At 63.2% G+C, this 17064-nt stretch carries 16 protein-coding genes; 9 read left to right on the plus strand and 7 right to left on the minus strand.

What is annotated here, in order from left to right; translation table 11 throughout:
- Nucleotides 1-9 precede the first annotated feature (9 nt).
- The 3 genes from aspA to ACNAOT_RS21020 all read left to right on the plus strand — a co-directional run bounded on the left by aspA (nt 10) and on the right by ACNAOT_RS21020 (nt 3949).
- Complete coding sequence (aspA, locus tag ACNAOT_RS21010; protein ID WP_091463509.1) at nt 10-1425, plus strand: aspartate ammonia-lyase; 1416 nt, start codon at nt 10-12, stop codon at nt 1423-1425.
- A gap of 138 nt (nt 1426-1563) precedes the next feature.
- The gene (locus ACNAOT_RS21015; protein WP_091463511.1) at nt 1564-3072 is read left to right on the plus strand and encodes an amino acid permease; all 1509 of its coding nucleotides are present in this window, start codon (nt 1564-1566) and stop codon (nt 3070-3072) included.
- Between the two features lie 205 nt (nt 3073-3277).
- Nucleotides 3278-3949: a FadR/GntR family transcriptional regulator gene (locus ACNAOT_RS21020; protein ID WP_420179254.1), complete on the plus strand. Its 672-nt coding sequence runs from the start codon at nt 3278-3280 to the stop codon at nt 3947-3949.
- Here the strand turns inward: ACNAOT_RS21020 and ACNAOT_RS21025 are convergent.
- The 4 genes from ACNAOT_RS21025 to ACNAOT_RS21040 all read right to left on the minus strand — a co-directional run bounded on the left by ACNAOT_RS21025 (nt 3946) and on the right by ACNAOT_RS21040 (nt 8452).
- The gene (locus tag ACNAOT_RS21025) at nt 3946-4815 is read right to left on the minus strand and encodes an amidohydrolase family protein (protein WP_420179255.1); all 870 of its coding nucleotides are present in this window, start codon (nt 4813-4815) and stop codon (nt 3946-3948) included. The genes ACNAOT_RS21020 and ACNAOT_RS21025 overlap by 4 nt on opposite strands.
- A complete protein-coding gene (locus tag ACNAOT_RS21030; protein WP_420179256.1) occupies nt 4808-5755 on the minus strand; it encodes an aldo/keto reductase in 948 nt (315 codons plus the stop codon). The genes ACNAOT_RS21025 and ACNAOT_RS21030 overlap by 8 nt, the downstream gene beginning before the upstream one ends.
- Nucleotides 5756-5858: 103 nt before the next feature.
- Complete coding sequence (locus tag ACNAOT_RS21035) at nt 5859-7151, minus strand: alpha-L-fucosidase (RefSeq protein ID WP_420179257.1); 1293 nt, start codon at nt 7149-7151, stop codon at nt 5859-5861.
- Entirely contained in the window at nt 7148-8452 is a 1305-nt protein-coding gene (locus ACNAOT_RS21040; protein WP_420179258.1) for an L-fuconate dehydratase, read from the minus strand. The genes ACNAOT_RS21035 and ACNAOT_RS21040 overlap by 4 nt, the downstream gene beginning before the upstream one ends.
- 140 nt (nt 8453-8592) lie before the next feature.
- Between ACNAOT_RS21040 and ACNAOT_RS21045 the strand changes: the two genes are divergently transcribed.
- The 4 genes from ACNAOT_RS21045 to ACNAOT_RS21060 all read left to right on the plus strand — a co-directional run bounded on the left by ACNAOT_RS21045 (nt 8593) and on the right by ACNAOT_RS21060 (nt 13071).
- Nucleotides 8593-9507: a fumarylacetoacetate hydrolase family protein gene (locus ACNAOT_RS21045; RefSeq protein WP_420179259.1), complete on the plus strand. Its 915-nt coding sequence runs from the start codon at nt 8593-8595 to the stop codon at nt 9505-9507.
- A gap of 3 nt (nt 9508-9510) precedes the next feature.
- Nucleotides 9511-10272, plus strand: coding sequence for an SDR family NAD(P)-dependent oxidoreductase (locus ACNAOT_RS21050; RefSeq protein WP_420179260.1), 762 nt, complete (start codon nt 9511-9513; stop codon nt 10270-10272).
- A gap of 137 nt (nt 10273-10409) precedes the next feature.
- Nucleotides 10410-11708 carry an ATP-binding protein gene (locus tag ACNAOT_RS21055; protein ID WP_420179261.1) on the plus strand — a complete coding sequence of 433 codons (1299 nt, stop codon included), beginning with the start codon at nt 10410-10412 and terminating at the stop codon, nt 11706-11708.
- A gap of 118 nt (nt 11709-11826) precedes the next feature.
- Nucleotides 11827-13071, plus strand: coding sequence for a low temperature requirement protein A (locus ACNAOT_RS21060; protein ID WP_420179262.1), 1245 nt, complete (start codon nt 11827-11829; stop codon nt 13069-13071).
- A gap of 81 nt (nt 13072-13152) precedes the next feature.
- On the opposite strand, the gene ACNAOT_RS21065 is transcribed toward ACNAOT_RS21060, so the two are convergent.
- Both ACNAOT_RS21065 and ACNAOT_RS21070 read right to left on the minus strand, forming a co-directional pair.
- Nucleotides 13153-13689 carry a phosphohydrolase gene (locus ACNAOT_RS21065; RefSeq protein WP_420179263.1) on the minus strand — a complete coding sequence of 179 codons (537 nt, stop codon included), beginning with the start codon at nt 13687-13689 and terminating at the stop codon, nt 13153-13155.
- Nucleotides 13690-13817: 128 nt separating this feature from the next.
- Nucleotides 13818-14609: an SDR family NAD(P)-dependent oxidoreductase gene (locus ACNAOT_RS21070; RefSeq protein ID WP_420179264.1), complete on the minus strand. Its 792-nt coding sequence runs from the start codon at nt 14607-14609 to the stop codon at nt 13818-13820.
- A 103-nt stretch (nt 14610-14712) separates the two neighbouring features.
- Between ACNAOT_RS21070 and ACNAOT_RS21075 the strand changes: the two genes are divergently transcribed.
- A complete protein-coding gene (locus tag ACNAOT_RS21075) occupies nt 14713-15324 on the plus strand; it encodes a TetR/AcrR family transcriptional regulator (RefSeq protein ID WP_091463557.1) in 612 nt (203 codons plus the stop codon).
- Between the two features lie 28 nt (nt 15325-15352).
- On the opposite strand, the gene gluQRS is transcribed toward ACNAOT_RS21075, so the two are convergent.
- Nucleotides 15353-16240 carry a tRNA glutamyl-Q(34) synthetase GluQRS gene (gluQRS, locus tag ACNAOT_RS21080; RefSeq protein ID WP_420179265.1) on the minus strand — a complete coding sequence of 296 codons (888 nt, stop codon included), beginning with the start codon at nt 16238-16240 and terminating at the stop codon, nt 15353-15355.
- 361 nt (nt 16241-16601) lie between these two features.
- Between gluQRS and ACNAOT_RS21085 the strand changes: the two genes are divergently transcribed.
- Nucleotides 16602-17060, plus strand: a complete 459-nt coding sequence (locus ACNAOT_RS21085) for an Lrp/AsnC family transcriptional regulator (protein WP_024818488.1) — start codon at nt 16602-16604, stop codon at nt 17058-17060.
- The last annotated feature ends 4 nt before the right edge of the window (nt 17061-17064 follow it).

Raw genomic sequence — 17064 nt, forward strand, 5'->3', positions numbered from 1 at the left:
AGGACAGCTATGACCACCGTCGATCAGGCGATCCCCCTCCGTTCCGAACACGACCTTTTGGGCGACCGCGATGTACCCGCGGATGCCTACTGGGGCGTCCACACCCTCCGCGCCATGGAGAACTTCCCCATCACCGGGCAGCCGCTCTCCACCAACAAGCACCTCGTCAGGGGTCTGGCCGCTGTGAAGCAGGCCGCGGCCCGCACCAACCACGAGCTTGGCCTGCTGGATGCCGAGAAGGCGGATGCCATTGTGCAGGCTTGCCAGGACATCATGGACGGCATGCTCCACGAGCAGTTCATGGTGGACGTGATCCAGGGCGGCGCCGGCACCAGTTCCAACATGAACGCCAACGAGGTCATTGCCAACCGTGCGCTGGAGATCCTGGGCCACCCCAAGGGCGACTACTCCAAGCTGCACCCGAATGACCACGTGAACCTGAGCCAGTCCACCAACGACGTCTACCCGACGGCGGTGAACCTCGCCACGATCTTCTCCGTGAAGGAACTACTGGAAGCCCTCGAAGAACTCGAGCTGGCCTTCGCTGAGAAGGGCCGGGAGTTCCGGACCGTGGTGAAGATGGGACGCACGCAGCTGCAGGACGCCGTTCCCATGACCCTCGGCCAGGAGTTTGGCGGTTACGCCGTGACCATCGGCGAGGACCGGGCCCGTCTGGACGAGTCCCACATGCTGATCCACGAAATCAACCTTGGTGCCACGGCTATTGGCACCGGCTTGAACGCCCCCGCCGGCTACGCCGAAGCTGCCTGCCGCCACCTGGCCGAAATCACCGGACTTCCCCTCCTCACTGCCGCTGACCTCATCGAGGCAACGCAGGATGTGGGCGCGTTTGTTCACCTGTCCGGGGTGCTGAAGCGCGTGGCAGTGAAACTCTCCAAGATTTGTAACGACCTCCGCCTGCTGTCCTCCGGACCGCGTGCGGGTTTGGGCGAGATCAACCTTCCGGCCGTGCAGTCCGGTTCGTCGATCATGCCCGGCAAGATCAATCCGGTGATCCCGGAAGTGGTCAGCCAGGTGGCTTACGAAGTCATCGGCAACGATGTCACCGTCACCATGGCCGCGGAGGCTGGCCAGCTTCAGCTGAACGCCTTCGAACCGATCATTGTGCACAGCCTGCACAAGAGCATCTCCCACCTGGAAGCAGCGTGCCGCACCCTTACGGCGCGCTGCGTCCGGGGCATTACTGCAAACACCGAACGGCTACGGCTTACCGTGGAGCAGTCGATCGGTCTCGTCACGGCATTGAACCCCCATATCGGTTACGCCTCCGCCACCGCCATCGCCCAGGAAGCGCTGGCAACGGGCAAGGGCGTAGCGGAACTCGTGTTGGAGCACGGTCTCCTGACCGCCGCCCAGCTTGAGGAACTGCTAAGCCCTGAACGTCTGGCAAATCTCAGCAAATAGGCCGCAACCGGCCTGAAAACGCGCCCCCCCAGTCGTCCCGCCCATGAGGCACACCCACACGAGGCTTTGTTCTGCGTGCCCGGATCCCCGACCGGACGCGCCCAGGACACCCCCAACAGGACACCCCTAAGGATTCCAATGACCAATCCCATCACGGACCACACGGTCCCGGCCCAAGCGCACGCCAGCGAGAAAGCCCTCCACAAGGAGGACTCCGGCTACCACAAGGACCTCAAGCCCCGCCAGATCCAGATGATCGCGATCGGCGGCGCAATCGGCACCGGACTGTTCCTGGGCGCCGGCGGCCGACTCAACGCAGCCGGCCCCTCCCTCGTTATCGCCTACGCAATCTGTGGCTTCTTCGCTTTCTTGATCCTCCGCGCACTCGGTGAACTGGTTCTGCACCGCCCGTCGTCGGGATCCTTCGTTTCCTACGCCCGTGAGTTCTACGGCGAAAAGGCAGCCTTCGTTTCGGGCTGGTTCTACTGGATCAACTGGGCCACCACCACCATCGTGGACATCACCGCAGCGGCGCTCTACATGGAGTTCTTCGGCAAATACGTCGCCTGGATAGGTGCCGTTCCGCAGTGGGCGTGGGCGCTCATTGCGCTGGTTGTAGTGCTGTGCCTCAACCTGGTCTCCGTGAAGGTCTTCGGTGAAATGGAGTTCTGGTTCGCGCTGATCAAGGTGGCAGCACTGGTGGCCTTCCTCCTGGTGGGCACCTACTTCGTCATCTTCGGCACCCCGGTGGAGGGCCAGGAAGTCGGCTTCAGCCTCATCGCAGACAACGGCGGGGTCTTCCCCAACGGCGTCCTCCCCATGATCATCCTCATGCAGGGTGTGCTCTTCGCTTACGCATCGATTGAACTCATCGGCACCGCAGCCGGCGAAACTGCCAACCCTGAGAAGATCATGCCCAAGGCCATCAACTCCGTGGTCATCCGCATCGCCCTCTTCTACGTTGGCTCGGTGATTCTGCTGGCTCTCCTCTTGCCGTACACCTCTTACGAGAAGGGCGTCAGCCCGTTCGTGACGTTCTTCGGTTCCATCGGTGTGGAGGGTGTGGACGTCATCATGAACCTTGTGGTGCTCACTGCAGCACTGTCTTCACTGAACGCCGGGCTCTACTCCACAGGCCGCATCCTCCGTTCCATGTCGGTAGCCGGCTCGGCCCCGAAGTTCGCCCAGCGCATGAACAAGGCCGGCGTCCCCTACGGTGGCATCGCCATTACCGCCGGCGTTTCCCTCCTGGGAGTTCCGCTCAACTACCTCGTTCCGGCCGACGCTTTCGAGATCGTCCTGAACGTCGCTTCCGTGGGCATCATCGTCACCTGGGCCACCATCGTCCTGTGCCAGATGCAACTCAAACGCTGGGCCGACAAGGGATGGCTGAAGCGCCCGTCCTTCCGGATGTTTGGCGCCCCCTACACAGGTTGGTTGTCCTTGATCTTCCTGGCGGCCGTGCTGATCATGGTGTTCATCGAATCCCCGTTGACCATGCTGGTCACCGCGATTGCCTGCGGACTCATGGTCTGGGGCTGGTTCCTGTGCCGCAAGCAAATTCATGAGCTTGCTGCCACCCGCGACGGCTACACCGGCAGCGCCCCGGTGATTGCCAACCGCCCGCTGCCCGGCGGCGACAAGTAGGCATCAAGTAACAACCGCTAAATCACGACGGCGGCACCCGGGTTCCGTAACAATCGGAACCCAGGTGCCGCCGTCGTCGGTTAACGCCCCCAAGTAGGTCGCAGTTAAGCGCGTTTACAAGGCTCAAAACGCGCTTAACTGCGACTCAGTTGGGTGAGGACGCGGCGGAGACAGACATCCGATCAATCGTGGCTACTATTGGTCCATGGCTGTCACAGACGAGGCGATCAGCAAGATCAAAGACATGCTGATCCGCGGCGAACTCAAGGCCGGCGATCGACTCCCGCCGGAAAAGGAACTGAGCGAACGGCTCGGTCTTTCCCGGAGTTCGTTGCGCGAGGCCGTGAAAGCCCTCGAGTTGATCCGCGTGCTGGATGTTCGCCGTGGTGATGGCACCTACGTGACCAGCCTCGATGCGAAGCTGCTCAACGAAGCCGTGGCCTTTGTGGTGGACCTGCACCAGGACCGGTCCATCCTGGAACTCTTTGAGGTCCGACGAATCCTGGAGCCGGCCACGGCACACTTGGCGGCGGGCAAAATCACGCCGGACGAACTCCTTGCCCTGAGAAACACAATGGAGGGCATAGACGAGAACACTGACGTCGAGGAGCTCGTGGCCCATGACCTGGAGTTCCACAGCATCATCACCGAGGCTGCCGGAAATGATTACTTGGGGAGCCTCCTGGAAGCCCTGTCCAGCAGCACGGTGCGAGCCCGGATCTGGCGTGGCCTGACGCAGGAAAAAGCTGTGGCGCACACCCTGGCCGAGCACCAAGCCATCGCCGATGCCTTGGAGCGGGGCGACGCAGAACTGGTGCGGGCCCTTGTCACCGTGCACATCAGCGGCGTCGAGAACTGGCTGCGGCAGGCGCTCTAACCTTCGGCGATAGGAGTAACCGCCAGGCCGTAGGTCCGGATGGCCGTCTCCTCAAGCACCAGGTCCTGCTCCGAGGGACTCAAGGTAGACACGAGTTCCAGCAGGACATCGAGCGTGCGGCCATAGGGGGCGCCCAAGGTACTCACTGGCCAGTCGCAGCCGATCATCAAACGCTCCGGCCCGAAAGCCTCCAACGCTGACTCGAACAGAGGTCGCAACGCGTCCGGGGTGTACTCAACACCCGGCAAATGCAGTCCGGACAGTTTCGCCACCGAGTTCGGCTCCCGCCCGAGCGCCCGGAAATCGGCGCTCCACGAATCCATGAGCTCAGGATCAGCCAGCGGCGGCTTACCCAGGTGGTCCAACACAACCGTCAGTTCCGGCATCTCGCGGGCCAACCGAACCGCGGACCCCAGATGCCGGGGGAACGCGTCCGGGATGTCGAAGGTGAGCCCGCGCCGAGCCACCAACGCCAGTGACTCCCTAACAGCGGGAAGATCCAAAAAGTCACCCCTGGGATCGTCATGCACCAAGTGCCGCACTCCTTTGAAGGCGGGATGCGCTGTGAAGCGATGCAACTGTTCCTCAGCTTCTGCGGGCGCGTCCAAGCTAATCCAGCCCACTACTCCGAGCACCCAGGAATTTCGCGCGGCGACGGCCAACATGCTCCCGGTGTCGTCAACGGTGTCGTCGGCCTGCACCAGGACGGCTCCCCTCACCCCGGCAGCGTCCAACGTCTCACGCGCCTCGTCCTCGCCAAAGCTGCGGAAGAGCGCACCGTGTTGCGGTCCAAGCCACGGATAGTGGCGCACACCGCCGGTGACGAAGGTATCCAGGGTCCACAGGTGCAGGTGCGAATCAATCATGCCTGGCCGCCTCCAACGCGTTCCACAGTTCTTCCGGCACGGTTGCCTCCATTCGGGCAGCGTTCACGGTCACCTGTTCAGGGGAAGTCGCCCCGGCTGTCACGTTCACGACGGCCGGGTGCCGCAAAGGAAACTGGAGTGCCGCCGTCGGAAGTTCAACGCCGAAGTCCCGGCAGATGGCCGCGAGCGCACGCGCACGCTCCAACACATCCGGCGGTGCTTGATCGTAGTTGTAGTGCGCGTTTTCCGGAACGTCGGGTCGGGCCAGGAGGCCCGAGTTGTAGGCGCCCACGCTTACGACGCCGGTGCTTCGCTCCACACAGCGGTCAAGCAGCGGCACGCTGGGCTGCTCAAGCAGGGTGTAGCGGCCGGCGAGCATCACAAGATCGAGATCGGCGGCTTCAATACATTCCAAGGCTGCCTCGGCGGAGTTGATGCCCACTCCGATTGCCCGGACGACTCCCTCGGAGCGCAGCTTCTCGAGTGCAGGAAGGCCTTGGGAGATTCCTGCCTGAAGATCGTGGACGTCGGGATCGTGCAGGTATGCGATGTCCACATGGCCCAAGCCGAGCCGCTCCAAGGAATCCTCGATGCTGCGCCGGATGCCTGCTTCGGAGAAATCCCACACGCGCCGTGACGTCGCGGGGACGTCGAAACCTTCCGGGTCCTGGCCGCCACTGGGATTGGGTTGGAGTAGCCTGCCCACCTTCGTGGAGATGACGAATTCGTCCCGGGGTTTATCACGGAGGACGGCGCCCAATCTCTGCTCGGAGAAGCCCAGGCCGTAATGGGGCGCGGTGTCGAAGTAGCGGATGCCCGCGTCCCAAGCAGCCAGCACGGTGGCGAGCGCCTCCCCGTCCGGGATCGCCCGGTAAAGGTTCCCGATGCCCGCTCCACCGAAGCCCAGTTTGCCCAGTTTGCCCAGTTCAAGTGAGTTCATGGCAGCTCCCATACCTTCTGGATACCCGCATCCTCCCCCGAGTAATCGTCCTGGACCTCCAAAAGTTCAACCATTCCTGAGCTTCGTGTGCAGGGCGAAGCGTTCAACCATTCACGGCCTCGGGCGTCAGGAACAGTTCCAGCACCGGGACGGCAACGTTCGGCCGCTGGACAGGCAGCTTGATGGTCAAGGTGCCGGGCGGTTGGCCTCCCTGGGTCATATTCATGGCCTGTTGCCCGGGGTCTACCTCTTTGGCGAACACCTCGGACGCGTCGTTCAGCAACTGCGCGTATTCGACCTTCCCGGCGAGGTCCGGGAGGTGCACGTACTCGAACGGCCAGGCGAACAAGTGAACATAGAGCCTGTCTCCACGCTGCGTGTACCGGGCGTCCGCCGGTGCCGTGAACCGGGAAGCCCCCGTCCCGTAGATGGCGCGGGAGTGCAGCTTCATCCACTCGCCGATGCCCTTCAAGGACGTCACCGCCCGCGGATCGAGGTTTCCCCTACCCGTGGGGCCAACGTTGAGCAGCAGGTTGCCGCCCTTGGACACGCCGTCCACGAGCATCCGAATGAGTAGGTCCACGGATTTGTAGTTCAGGTTGTCCCTGTCATAACCCCAACTACCGTTGAGGGTCTGGCAGGCCTCCCAGGTGATGGGTTCGCCGTCGACCATTATGGGGCCGGCGGGCTGGTACTGCTCCGGAGTGACAAAGTCTCCGGGGATCTCCAACCGGTCATTCACCACAATGCCGGGCTGCAGTTCCCGCACCATGGCGAGCAACGCCTCCGAATCCCAGTCTTTACGGCCCTTGCCGCCCCAGAAGTCTTCTTCGTGCCCACCTGTGTAGGAGAAGTCGAAGAACAGGTAATCGATGGTGCCGTAGTTGCTCAGGAGTTCACGCACTTGGCCGTGCAGGTACTCGCGGTAGCGCGCCATGTCGCGTCCGGCGTTCAAACTTTCGACGTCGGCCGCGTTCCGTTGCGGGTGTACGCCGTCCACGGTGAAGTCGGGGTGGTGCCAGTCGATGAGCGAATGATAGAAGCCGACCTTCAGCCCCTCGGCCCGGAGTGCTTCCACATAAGGCGCTATCAGGTCGCGGCCGGCGGGCGTGTTGGTGGCTTTGTAATCCGTCAGCGCCGAGTCCCACAGGCAGAAGCCGTCATGGTGCTTGGTGGTGAGGACCACGTACTTCATCCCGGCGTCCTTTGCGGCGCGTGCCCATTCAAGGGGATCGTAGAGGTCCGGGTCAAAGCGGCGGAAGTACTTGGAGTACTCCTCCACAGTGATTTCTTCCTGGTTCATCACCCACTCGTGCCGGGCAGGCAGGGCGTAGATGCCCCAGTGAACGAACATCCCAAAACGTGCCTCTTCAAACCAAGGTGCGTGCTGGATCAACGGGATTCCTTCCATACGGGGCCGTTCGGAAAGCTGTACGCGGCCAGTGTTTCACTGAGCATTTCGTTTCCTGCGCCAGGATCCGACGGCGGCCAATACGCGCCGTCGTGGACGTCCACAGGTGTGATGAAGTGTTCATGGAGGTGGTCCACGAACTCGATGGTCCTGTTCTCCTTGGTCCCGGACACCGCAATGAAGTCGAACATGGACAGGTGCTGGACTGCTTCACACAGACCGACACCACCGGCATGCGGACAAACCCTCACACCGAACTTGGCAGCGAGAAGGAGGATGGCGATGTTCTCGTTCACTCCCGCTACCCGGGCCGCGTCAATCTGCAGGACTTGAAGTGAACCAGCCTGGAGCATCTGTTTGAACACCACCCGGTTTTGGACGTGTTCGCCGGTGGCCACAGGGATGGGCGCCACTCCCCGGGCGATGGCAGCATGGCCCAGGATGTCGTCCGGGCTGGTGGGTTCCTCAAGCCAGGCGATGTCGTAGGGGGCAAGGTGGGCCATCCAGTCGATGGCTTCCTGCACATCCCAGCGTTGGTTGGCATCCACCGCGATTCTGACGTCGGGACCAACGGCAGCACGGGCGGCCCGCACGCGGCGGATGTCGTCATCCAGGGACGCCCCCACCTTGAGCTTGATCTGGGCAAATCCGTCCGCCACGGCTTCCTTGGCCAGCCGCGTCAGTTTCTCGTCGCTGTAACCCAGCCAGCCCGGCGTCGTGGTGTACGCGGGGTAGCCCTCGGCGCGGAGTGCCTCTTTGCGCGCTTCCCGACCAGGCTCGGCGGCACGGAGGATTTCCAGGGCTTCGTCCGGGGTGAGCGCATCCGTGAGGTAGCGGAAGTCGACGAGTGCTACGAGCTCATCGGGCGTCATGCCGGCGAGCAATTCCCAGAGGGGCAGCCCTGCGCGTTTGGCCTTCAAATCCCAAAGTGCATTGACGACGGCGCCGATAGCCATGTGCATGACGCCTTTCTCGGGACCCAGCCACCGGAGCTGCGAGTCATGGGCCAGCAGTTTCCACGTGGCCCCCATGTCAGCCAGCAGGTCCTCAACCGTGCGGCCAAGAACGTGCCCACGGAGGGCCTCGATCGCCGCCGTCTCCACCTCGTTCCCCCGCCCGATGGTGAACACAAAGCCGTGACCCTCATGCCCGTCCCCGGCATCCGTGCGGATGATCAGGTACGCGGCCGAATAGTCCGGGTCCGGATTCATGGCATCCGAGCCGTCCAGTTCAAGGGATGTTGGAAAGCGGATATCGAACGTATCCATTGCGGTGATGGTGCTCATGCGGCTCCTGAAGTGCGTCACGATTCTCCACCGAGCCTAAACATCCGACGTCTGCCTTGTCAATGGGTCACATTTCCGTATTATGGGTGAAAACACCACACTAGAGCTCGGATGTTAGTCCCGAACGCACGGAGGAAGCCATGACCTTGAAATTCGCCAGGCTGGGTACGGCCGGAAACGAACAACCGGCCGTCATTGCCCAGGACGCCGACGGCACCGAGAAGTACTTCAGCCTTACGGCCCTGACCAACGACATCGACGGCGGTTTCCTCGCCTCGGACGGCATTGATCGCACCCGGGAAGCCCTGGACAAAGGGGAGCTCCCCGAAATCTCACCGGAAGGCCTGCGCATCGGCGCACCCGTTGCCCGCCCCGGCGCCGTGGTGGCCATCGGACTCAACTACACCGCGCACGCCGCCGAATCCGGTGCTACGCCGCCCGAGGTTCCCGTGGTGTTCCTCAAGCCGACCAACACTATCGCCGGGCCGTTCGACGCAGCCCCCATCCCGCCGTCGTCGGAAAAGTACGACTGGGAAGTGGAACTGGCAATCGTGATCGGCAAGGAAGCGTCATACCTTTCCTCCACTTCTGAAGCCGAAGCATGCATCGCCGGTTATGCCGTGGCCAACGATCTCTCCGAGCGCGAGTACCAGATCCCCGGCGCTGCGGGACAGTGGACCAAGGGCAAGTCCCTCCCCGGCTCAACTCCCCTGGGTCCGTGGCTGGTTCCGGCCTCGGACATCGATGCCGGCAACCTTCGCCTGCAGACTTTGGTCAATGGCGAAGGCCGGCAAGACTCCAATACCTCGGACATGATCTTCGGCCCCGCCACGATCGTCCACCACCTCAGCCAGTTCATGGTCCTGGAGCCGGGCGATGTGATCATCACGGGCACTCCCGAGGGCGTGGCACTGTCCGGCAGATTCCCCTTCATCCAGCCCGGGGACGTGGTGGAGCTGGAGATTGAGGGACTGGGCCGCCAACGGCAGGAGTACTTCCCCGCGCAAGCCGGCGCTCACCACGGCTCACCCGCTCCCGCCCACATCAACGCTTAGGCCATGGCAACCCGAGCGGGGAACGATTTCGAAGGCCTCACGGCACTCGTCACCGGCGGCGCCTCCGGAATCGGGGCAGCGATCGCCGACCGTCTCGCCGCCGGCGGTGCGGAGGTGGCGGTCCTGGACCTCGCCCCGGAAACCAGCCCGCACTTCGGTGTGCAGTGCAATGTGGCCGATGACGCCTCCGTGCGCGCCGCCGTCGAGCACGTTGTGCAGCAGTTCGGCCGCCTGGACATCGTCATCAACAACGCCGGCATCGGCGCACAGGGTGACATTTCGGCGAACGACGACGACGAGTGGTTGCGTGTCCTCAACGTCAATGTGGTGGGAATCGCCCGTGTCAGCCGGGCAGCCTTGCCATACCTGCGTGAGTCTCCGGCGGCCGCGATCGTTAACACGTGTTCCATTGCCGCGACTGCCGGGCTTCCTCAGCGTGCCCTGTACTCGGCGTCGAAGGGCGCGGTCTTGTCGTTAACGCTCGCCATGGCGGCAGACCACGTCCGCGAGGGGATCCGTGTGAACTGCGTGAACCCCGGCACCGTGGACACTCCCTGGGTTGGCCGGTTGCTCGATTCAGCTGCTGACCCTGCCGCTGAGCGCGACGCCCTGAACGCCCGCCAACCGCACGGGCGGATGGTCGACCCAGCTGAGGTAGCCGGCGCCGTCGCTTACCTGGCGAGCCCGCTATCGGGGTCGACGTCGGGGACTTCGCTGGCGGTCGACGGCGGCATGCAGGGATTGCGGCTGCGTCCGGTCGACTAGGGGGTACTTCAGTAGGGCGGACCAGACGTAGGGTTTCGTAACGCAACGGACCCGCAACCTCCTGTAGCGGTGCTTCGCCTATGCTCAACTCCAAGAGATCAACGGCGACTCACTTAGCAGACTCAGGAGATACAGCCATGAGCAACTGGCGCATCAGGGACTTCCACTCGTCCGATTTGGACGGCATCCTGCACCTCTGGGAGTCACTCAAGGCAGATGGCGTGGAGCCCGTCTACGCATTGTCCGAGGTCTTGGCATCCTGCGAGAAGGACCACGCCGTGGTGGCCGTCCAAGGTGACCAGGTGGTGGGCGCCGCCGTCGGACGCGCCGCCCATGACCAAGGCTGGATCGTTTTCCTGGCCACCCTGACGGAGTTCCGCGGGCGCGGCATCGGCACCTCGCTGCTATCCGCCGTCGAGAACCGCATGGCCCCGCACGGCCTCAACAAACTCTCCGCGCTCATGCCGGAGACCGAAACACGTGTCGAGGCCTTCCTGGGACGCGGGTTCGTGGTCAAGAAAAACCTGCGCTACTTCGAGCGGACCATCCCCGTGCAGCGACAGGAGCTGGGCGCATTGGGGCTGCTGGGCGGGCGGATCCTTGCCCGGGACCTGTGGGAGAACGTGGCCGGCATGCGCCGCGAGAAGGAGTTGCTGGAGCGGCGGCTGGTTTTGCCCTTGGCTGAGGCCGACCTCGCCGACGAATACGGCGTTGTCCCACCCCGGGCAGTAGTCCTTTTCGGCCCTCCGGGCACCGGCAAAACCACCTTCGCCAAAGCCATAGCATCCCGGCTTGAGTGGCCGTTCGTGGAAGTCTTCCCGTCCCGCCTGGCCGCCGACCCCAAGGGCCTGGCCGGCGCACTACGCGAGACGTTCCTGGAAATCGCCGAGCTGGAACACGCCGTGGTCTTCATCGACGAAGTGGAGGAAATCGCGTCGCAGCGCGCCGGTGATCCGCCGTCGCCGCTGCAGGGAGTCACCAACGAACTCCTCAAGATCATCCCGGCTTTCCGCGAACAACCCGGCCGACTGCTGGTCTGTGCCACCAACTTCATCCGTGCCCTGGACACCGCCTTCCTGCGCCACGGCCGGTTCGACTACGTCATCCCCATCGGGCTCCCCGACGTTCACGCCCGCGAAGCCATGTGGCAGCGATTCATCCCCGCTACCGTGGTGGATTCGGTCGATATCGCCCAGCTGGTTGAGCGCACCGAGGGGTTCTCCCCCGCGGACATCGAGTTCGCTGCCCGCAGCGCCTCCCAGCGGGCCCTGGAAAAAGCAGTGTACGACGACGGCGGCTCCGGTCTTGCTTCCAACGGACCTAAAGGACCGGCCACCCAGGACTACCTCGACGCGATCGGTGATACCCGGACCACCGTCAGCGCCGAAGTTCACCAGGACTTCCTGGAAGACATCGACGTGTTGGGGCGCGTGTAGGGCTGCATTTTCCTCGAGTTCGCCGGAACGCTGCGGACTCGCTGGGAACATTCCAGGGGGTCTCGACGCATTCCGGCGATCTCGGCGTGGAGGCAAGGGCAACGGTAATCTTTGTGCCATGTCCTCGAATCCCCTTCGCCATGCGTTGTCCCGCATGGGCGGCCGTGATCCCCATGAAAAGCACCGCACAGCAACACCGCTGGAGCTCTTCTTCGACCTGACCTTCGTCATCGCTTTCGGTGTTGCCGGCAGCCAGTTCGCCCATGCAGTGGCGGAAGCGCACTTCTGGCCAGGTCTCCTCGCCTTCTCCTTCGCCATGTTCGCGGTGATCTGGGCGTGGATCAACTTCACATGGTTCGCCAGCGCCTACGACACCGACGACTGGGTGTTCCGCGTAGTCACGATGGTGCAGATGGTGGGTGTCCTCATCCTGGCCATGGGCGTCGAGCCGGTGTTCCACTCCATCATCGAGGGCAAGCACGTGGATAACTTCACCATGGTGCTCGGCTACATCGTCATGCGGGTGGCCCTGATTTTCCAGTGGCTGCGCGCAGCCCGCCAGGATCCCGAACGCCGGGAAACCTGTTTGCGCTACGCGAAGTACGTGGCGATCGTCCAAGTCGGATGGGTGGTGGTTCTCTTGGTCGATGCGAGCGTCCTCACCACCTTCCTCATGGCAGCTCCGCTGTTCATCATGGAGATGGCGGCACCGTACTTCGCAGAACGCAACATCCGTACCCCGTGGCACGCGCACCACATCGCGGAGAGGTACGGCCTTTTGGCCATCATCGCCCTGGGTGAATGCTTGATTGGTGCCATTGAAACGCTGCGTGCCATTGTGGCCACCCACCAATGGTCCATGGATGCGGCCTTGGTTGGATTGAGTGGCACCGGGCTGGCCTTCGCCATGTGGTGGATCTACTTCATCCTGCCCTCGGGTCCGGCACTTCACGTCCAGCGGCACCGTTCCTGGGTGTTCGGCTATGGGCATATGCCGATCTTCGCTGCCATTGCCGCCACCGGGGCTGGACTGCATGTTGCCGCCTACTACATTGACCACGAAGCCCACATTCCTGCGGCCGCCGCGGTGGCCTCCATCGCCATTCCCATCATTGTTTTCAAGGTCTCGCTCAGCACGCTGTACGGCATCATGCTCGGCCTGGACCGCGAACACTTCCTGAGTTCCGCGCTGGTGGTCCTTGGCTTGGCTGCAAGCATTGCCCTGGCCGCCGCCGGCGCCTCCGTGCCCATCTGCATGCTGGCAATGATGCTGGTCCTGGGCCTGTCCATTGCTTACGACGAACGACGCGGGCACAAGGGTCGGGCAGCAGCCCTCCGGCGGCTGGAAACCGCCGCGGGCTAAGGCATCCCCCTGCGTTGCGGGGCCCGCTTTGCACCCCAAGTCCGTCCCATTGTGCGCAGAGCGGGCCTCACAACGAGTGGGCTACTCGGGAACGATCTCGTCCAGTTCCCGAAGCAGGTACGGGTTGATCCGCTCCAGGATCATCCGGACCTCTTCGCGGGGAACCGCCGTGTAGAGCACGGGTCGGGCATCGGCGTATCGGGTTACCGGCGGCTTGTCCGGCCACTTTTCAGCTAGTGCCTTGACCCTCTCCGGCAGTGAATTGTGCGCGTTGTCCGCGATCTTCACCAACGTTGCGTCGTGGTCCTCCGCAACGAAACGGATGCCGGCGTCGTAATCATCCGGGTCGTCGTGGAAGCGGCGGGTGACGCGTTCGATGATGTCTACCGCCCGCTCGGACACTCCCATTTCAAGCAGGGCCTGGCGAGTGATGGGCGTATCCTCGGCGATGTCATGAAGGTACCCTGCGATCTGGATATCCTCGTCAAAGTCGACGAGCGCGTCGCCCACAGCCAGAACGTGCTCCCGATAAGGACGTTTGAGCTTGTCCTTCTGCCGGTTGTGAGCCACCTCGGCCAAAACCTGGGCTGTCTCTACGGTAAAGCGTGGTTCGGTCATGCTGGCCTCCGGCTTGAAGAGGGACCGACGGGGATCGGTCCTCACCTTCAGGCTATCCGCTGTTCCCGGACCCGCAGCACCGCCCCTCCAATCGCAAAGCCCTGCCGGTCCTACCAGTCCTGCCGGTCCTAAGAGTCCTGAACAGCGCGCGCCGCGATGGCGACGGTAATGGCCCGTGGCAAACGCTGGGCGAACCCGGCTGCAACACGGTTGGCCCAACCCGAGACGACGCTGCCGGGAGTGTCCTTGCGATCGAGCGCCTTGAGGGCAGTCCCCACAACCTGTGCAGAGGTCTGCATCTTGCCTACCGCTGCGGACTCACCGCCGAGGACGTCAAAGAACTCTGTACGCGTCGCACCGGGGCAGAGGGCCAGGACGTTGAGTCCGGTGTTTTTGGTTTCGTGGGCAACTGCTTCGGTGAAGCTCAGGACGAAGGCCTTGGTGGCGCCGTAGACGGCCATGCCGGGGATGGGTTGGAACGCGGCAGTGCTGGCGACGTTCACCAAGGCACCCTTCCCGGAGGCTAGCAGGTCCGGCAGGAAGGCACGCGTGATGTCCACGAGGGCGGCAACGTTCAAGGAAATCTCGGATGCGATGGTGTCCGGGTCTTCCTTGACCAAAGGACCGTGGGTGCCGAAACCGGCGTTGTTGATCAAGGTGTCGACGGTGATTCCGCGGCCGGCCAGTTCGTCGTGGAGCTCGCGTCCCACTCCTGCGTGGCCCAGGTCCATGGGGAGGACGGTCACTGTGACGCGGTGGCGTGCGCGCAGGTCCTGAGCCAACTCTTCCAGACGGTCTGCACGCCTGGCCACAAGGACAAGGTTGGAGCCCCGGGCCGCAAATTGTCCGGCGAACTCGGCGCCCAGGCCGGAGCTGGCGCCCGTGATGAGTGCAGTAGTGCCTGTGTATGTCATGGTCATGGCGGAATCCAATCAATTGGGTCGGAGACTAATGTAGTCGCTGTCTACATGGTAGGCAGTGTCTACTTTGTTGTCAATGACTACATTGGCATAGAATGGAGTCATGACTGACCAGCCCTACCACCATGGCAAACTCCGGGAAGCACTCTTGGGCCGCGCCATGGAAACCATCGAAGAAGCTGGCGTGGACGGGCTCTCCTTGCGGCAACTGGCCCGTGATGTGAATGTCAGCCACGGCGCGCCGGCCAAGCACTTCCGCGACAAGCAAGCCCTGATCGACGCCGTGGCACTGGCTGGCTTTGAGTCGATGAACCGCCGCATCCTTGACGCCGCCCAGTCAGGCGAAGATCTCCGGGAGCGTTTCGTCAATGTTGGGAAGGCCTACGTGGACTTCGCGGTTGAGCACCCCGCCCTGCTGACGGTGATGTACTCCACCAAGCACCATCCCGATTCCAGCGAAGAGCTGCGAAGCACCGGCGTGCAAGGCATCCACGTTGCCCGGGCAATGATTGCCGAGGCACAGCAAGCCGGCGTCCTGGCCGCCGGCGACCCCGAAACCCTGGCCATGGTGTGCTTTGTGAGCCTTCATGGCACGGCCCTTCTCGCCGCCGGCGGCCAGCTGGACGGGAATTCAGTGGAGTACGTGGTCACCGCTACAACCGACACATTGTGGGCGGGAATGGCGGCCGGAGTCCCGGCAGCGCAGCTCAACTAAGCTGCACTTGCCCTGCGCGGTGCACAGTTCAGGCCCGGGGAGTTTTCCACACCCAAGGCGTCTTTGGCACGTGACGCGGAGTGAAGTGCGGCAGGGCCGCCTGCAGGGTTCCCGAGGGCAGTCCAAGAGACTCCAGCAGTAGGTCACGCACACGTTCTGCAGGAATTCCGACGGCGGCGAGGTCGCCCAGCGTGACGGCCCTGTCGCGCTTCGCCAGCCTCACGCCGTCGTGGTTAACAACCAACGGAACGTGCGCGTATTCAGGGATCGGCAACCCGAGCAGCGTCGCCAAATAGGCCTGCCTCGGCGTGGATGGGAGGAGGTCATCGCCGCGCACAACTTGGTCAATTCCCTGCTGGGCGTCGTCAACCACCACCGCGAGATTGTAGGCGGTCACGCCGTCGTTGCGGCGAAGCACAAAGTCGTCCACGACGCCCGCATATTTACCGAGCAACTGGTCCTCAACAGCCCACTCCGAAACCTCCGCCCGTAAGCGGATGGAGGCGGGACGCGTGGTGCGCCGGATCTCACGCTCGGCATGGGAAAGCCGTCGGCACGTTCCCGGATAAGCGCCCTGCGGAGCATGCGGCGCGGAGGGGGCCTCCTGGATTTCCCGTCGCGTGCAGAAACATTCATAGGTCCGGCCATCTGCCGCCAGACGCGCAATCGCTTCGTCATACAGCTCCGCGCGTTCAGTCTGGCGAACGACGGCGGCGTCCCAACTGACGCCGACGGCCCGCAGATCGCGGAGCTGCTCCGCCTCAGCGCCGGAGCGGGCGCGGTCCAGATCCTCAACTCTCAGCAGGAAATCGCGGCCAGTGGACTTCGCGAAGAGCCAGGCGAGAACCGCAGTCCTCAGGTTGCCTACGTGCAGTTCGCCAGAGGGGCTCGGGGCGAAGCGGCCAGCAGCAGTCATGATCCAAGCCTATTCGCCGGACAGGGGAGGCAAAGACCGGGGTCAGGCAACACAAGAGCCCCTCAGCTACCGCAACGATCCGGTAGCTCAGGGGCTCTTGCTGTGGCGCCCCAGTGAAGGGACGGGTGCAGAATGACAATGCTGTGAACAAGAGTCAATCAGCGGCTGCTTCCTTGCGGGAAACCTGTGCAGGGCTCCGGGTGATGTTCCGGGTTCCTGATGCCTGCGGGGTTTGGCGGTAGCCGCGACCTGCTTCGTTGTCACCATTTCAGCAGAAGGCATACAGTTGGTGCAACGGACATCATATTGATTGATCGATCTGACCAGTCTCAAGTGAAAAGCTCGACAGGAAGTGGTCACTTTGCAGGAACTCGACGCTACAGACCGTCGGATCCTCGCCGCCTTGGACGAAGATCCGCGCGTGCCCATCATGGTGCTGGCCCAGAAACTTCACCTCGCCCGGGGCACAGTTCAGTCGCGCCTCGAGCGAATGACGGCGTCCGGGGCCCTCCGCCCCAACAGCAGTCGCGTCTTGCCCTCGGCCTTGGGACGTGGCGTGGCTGCCGCCGTCAGTGCCGAGCTCGACCAAAGCCACCTCAACGAAGCTATTGCTGCCCTGCGGGAGATCCCCGAAGTTCTCGAATGCCATGCTCCCGCCGGCGATACCGACCTCATCATCAGGGTGGTAGCCAAAAGCCCGGACGACCTGTATCGGGTATCCGAGGAAATCCGGCTGTGCCCGGGGATCGTGCGCACGTCCACCAGCATGTTCCTCCGCGAAGTGATTCCCTATCGGACCACTGGACTACTGGCGGAGTAGGTCT

The organism is Paenarthrobacter sp. TA1.8, from assembly GCF_048595705.1.
Classification (GTDB): Bacteria; Actinomycetota; Actinomycetes; order Actinomycetales; family Micrococcaceae; genus Arthrobacter; species Arthrobacter nitroguajacolicus.

Coding starts and splice junctions, on each gene's coding strand:
- ACNAOT_RS21045 (WP_420179259.1), top strand. CDS start 8,593: ATGACCTTGAAATTCGCCAGGCTGGGTACGGCCGGAAACGAACAACCG.
- ACNAOT_RS21055 (WP_420179261.1), top strand. CDS start 10,410: ATGAGCAACTGGCGCATCAGGGACTTCCACTCGTCCGATTTGGACGGC.
- aspA (WP_091463509.1), top strand. CDS start 10: ATGACCACCGTCGATCAGGCGATCCCCCTCCGTTCCGAACACGACCTT.
- ACNAOT_RS21020 (WP_420179254.1), top strand. CDS start 3,278: ATGGCTGTCACAGACGAGGCGATCAGCAAGATCAAAGACATGCTGATC.
- ACNAOT_RS21065 (WP_420179263.1), bottom strand. CDS start 13,689: ATGACCGAACCACGCTTTACCGTAGAGACAGCCCAGGTTTTGGCCGAG.
- ACNAOT_RS21025 (WP_420179255.1), bottom strand. CDS start 4,815: ATGATTGATTCGCACCTGCACCTGTGGACCCTGGATACCTTCGTCACC.
- ACNAOT_RS21040 (WP_420179258.1), bottom strand. CDS start 8,452: ATGAGCACCATCACCGCAATGGATACGTTCGATATCCGCTTTCCAACA.
- ACNAOT_RS21070 (WP_420179264.1), bottom strand. CDS start 14,609: ATGACCATGACATACACAGGCACTACTGCACTCATCACGGGCGCCAGC.
- ACNAOT_RS21050 (WP_420179260.1), top strand. CDS start 9,511: ATGGCAACCCGAGCGGGGAACGATTTCGAAGGCCTCACGGCACTCGTC.
- ACNAOT_RS21015 (WP_091463511.1), top strand. CDS start 1,564: ATGACCAATCCCATCACGGACCACACGGTCCCGGCCCAAGCGCACGCC.
- ACNAOT_RS21075 (WP_091463557.1), top strand. CDS start 14,713: ATGACTGACCAGCCCTACCACCATGGCAAACTCCGGGAAGCACTCTTG.
- ACNAOT_RS21030 (WP_420179256.1), bottom strand. CDS start 5,755: ATGAACTCACTTGAACTGGGCAAACTGGGCAAACTGGGCTTCGGTGGA.
- ACNAOT_RS21060 (WP_420179262.1), top strand. CDS start 11,827: ATGTCCTCGAATCCCCTTCGCCATGCGTTGTCCCGCATGGGCGGCCGT.
- gluQRS (WP_420179265.1), bottom strand. CDS start 16,240: ATGACTGCTGCTGGCCGCTTCGCCCCGAGCCCCTCTGGCGAACTGCAC.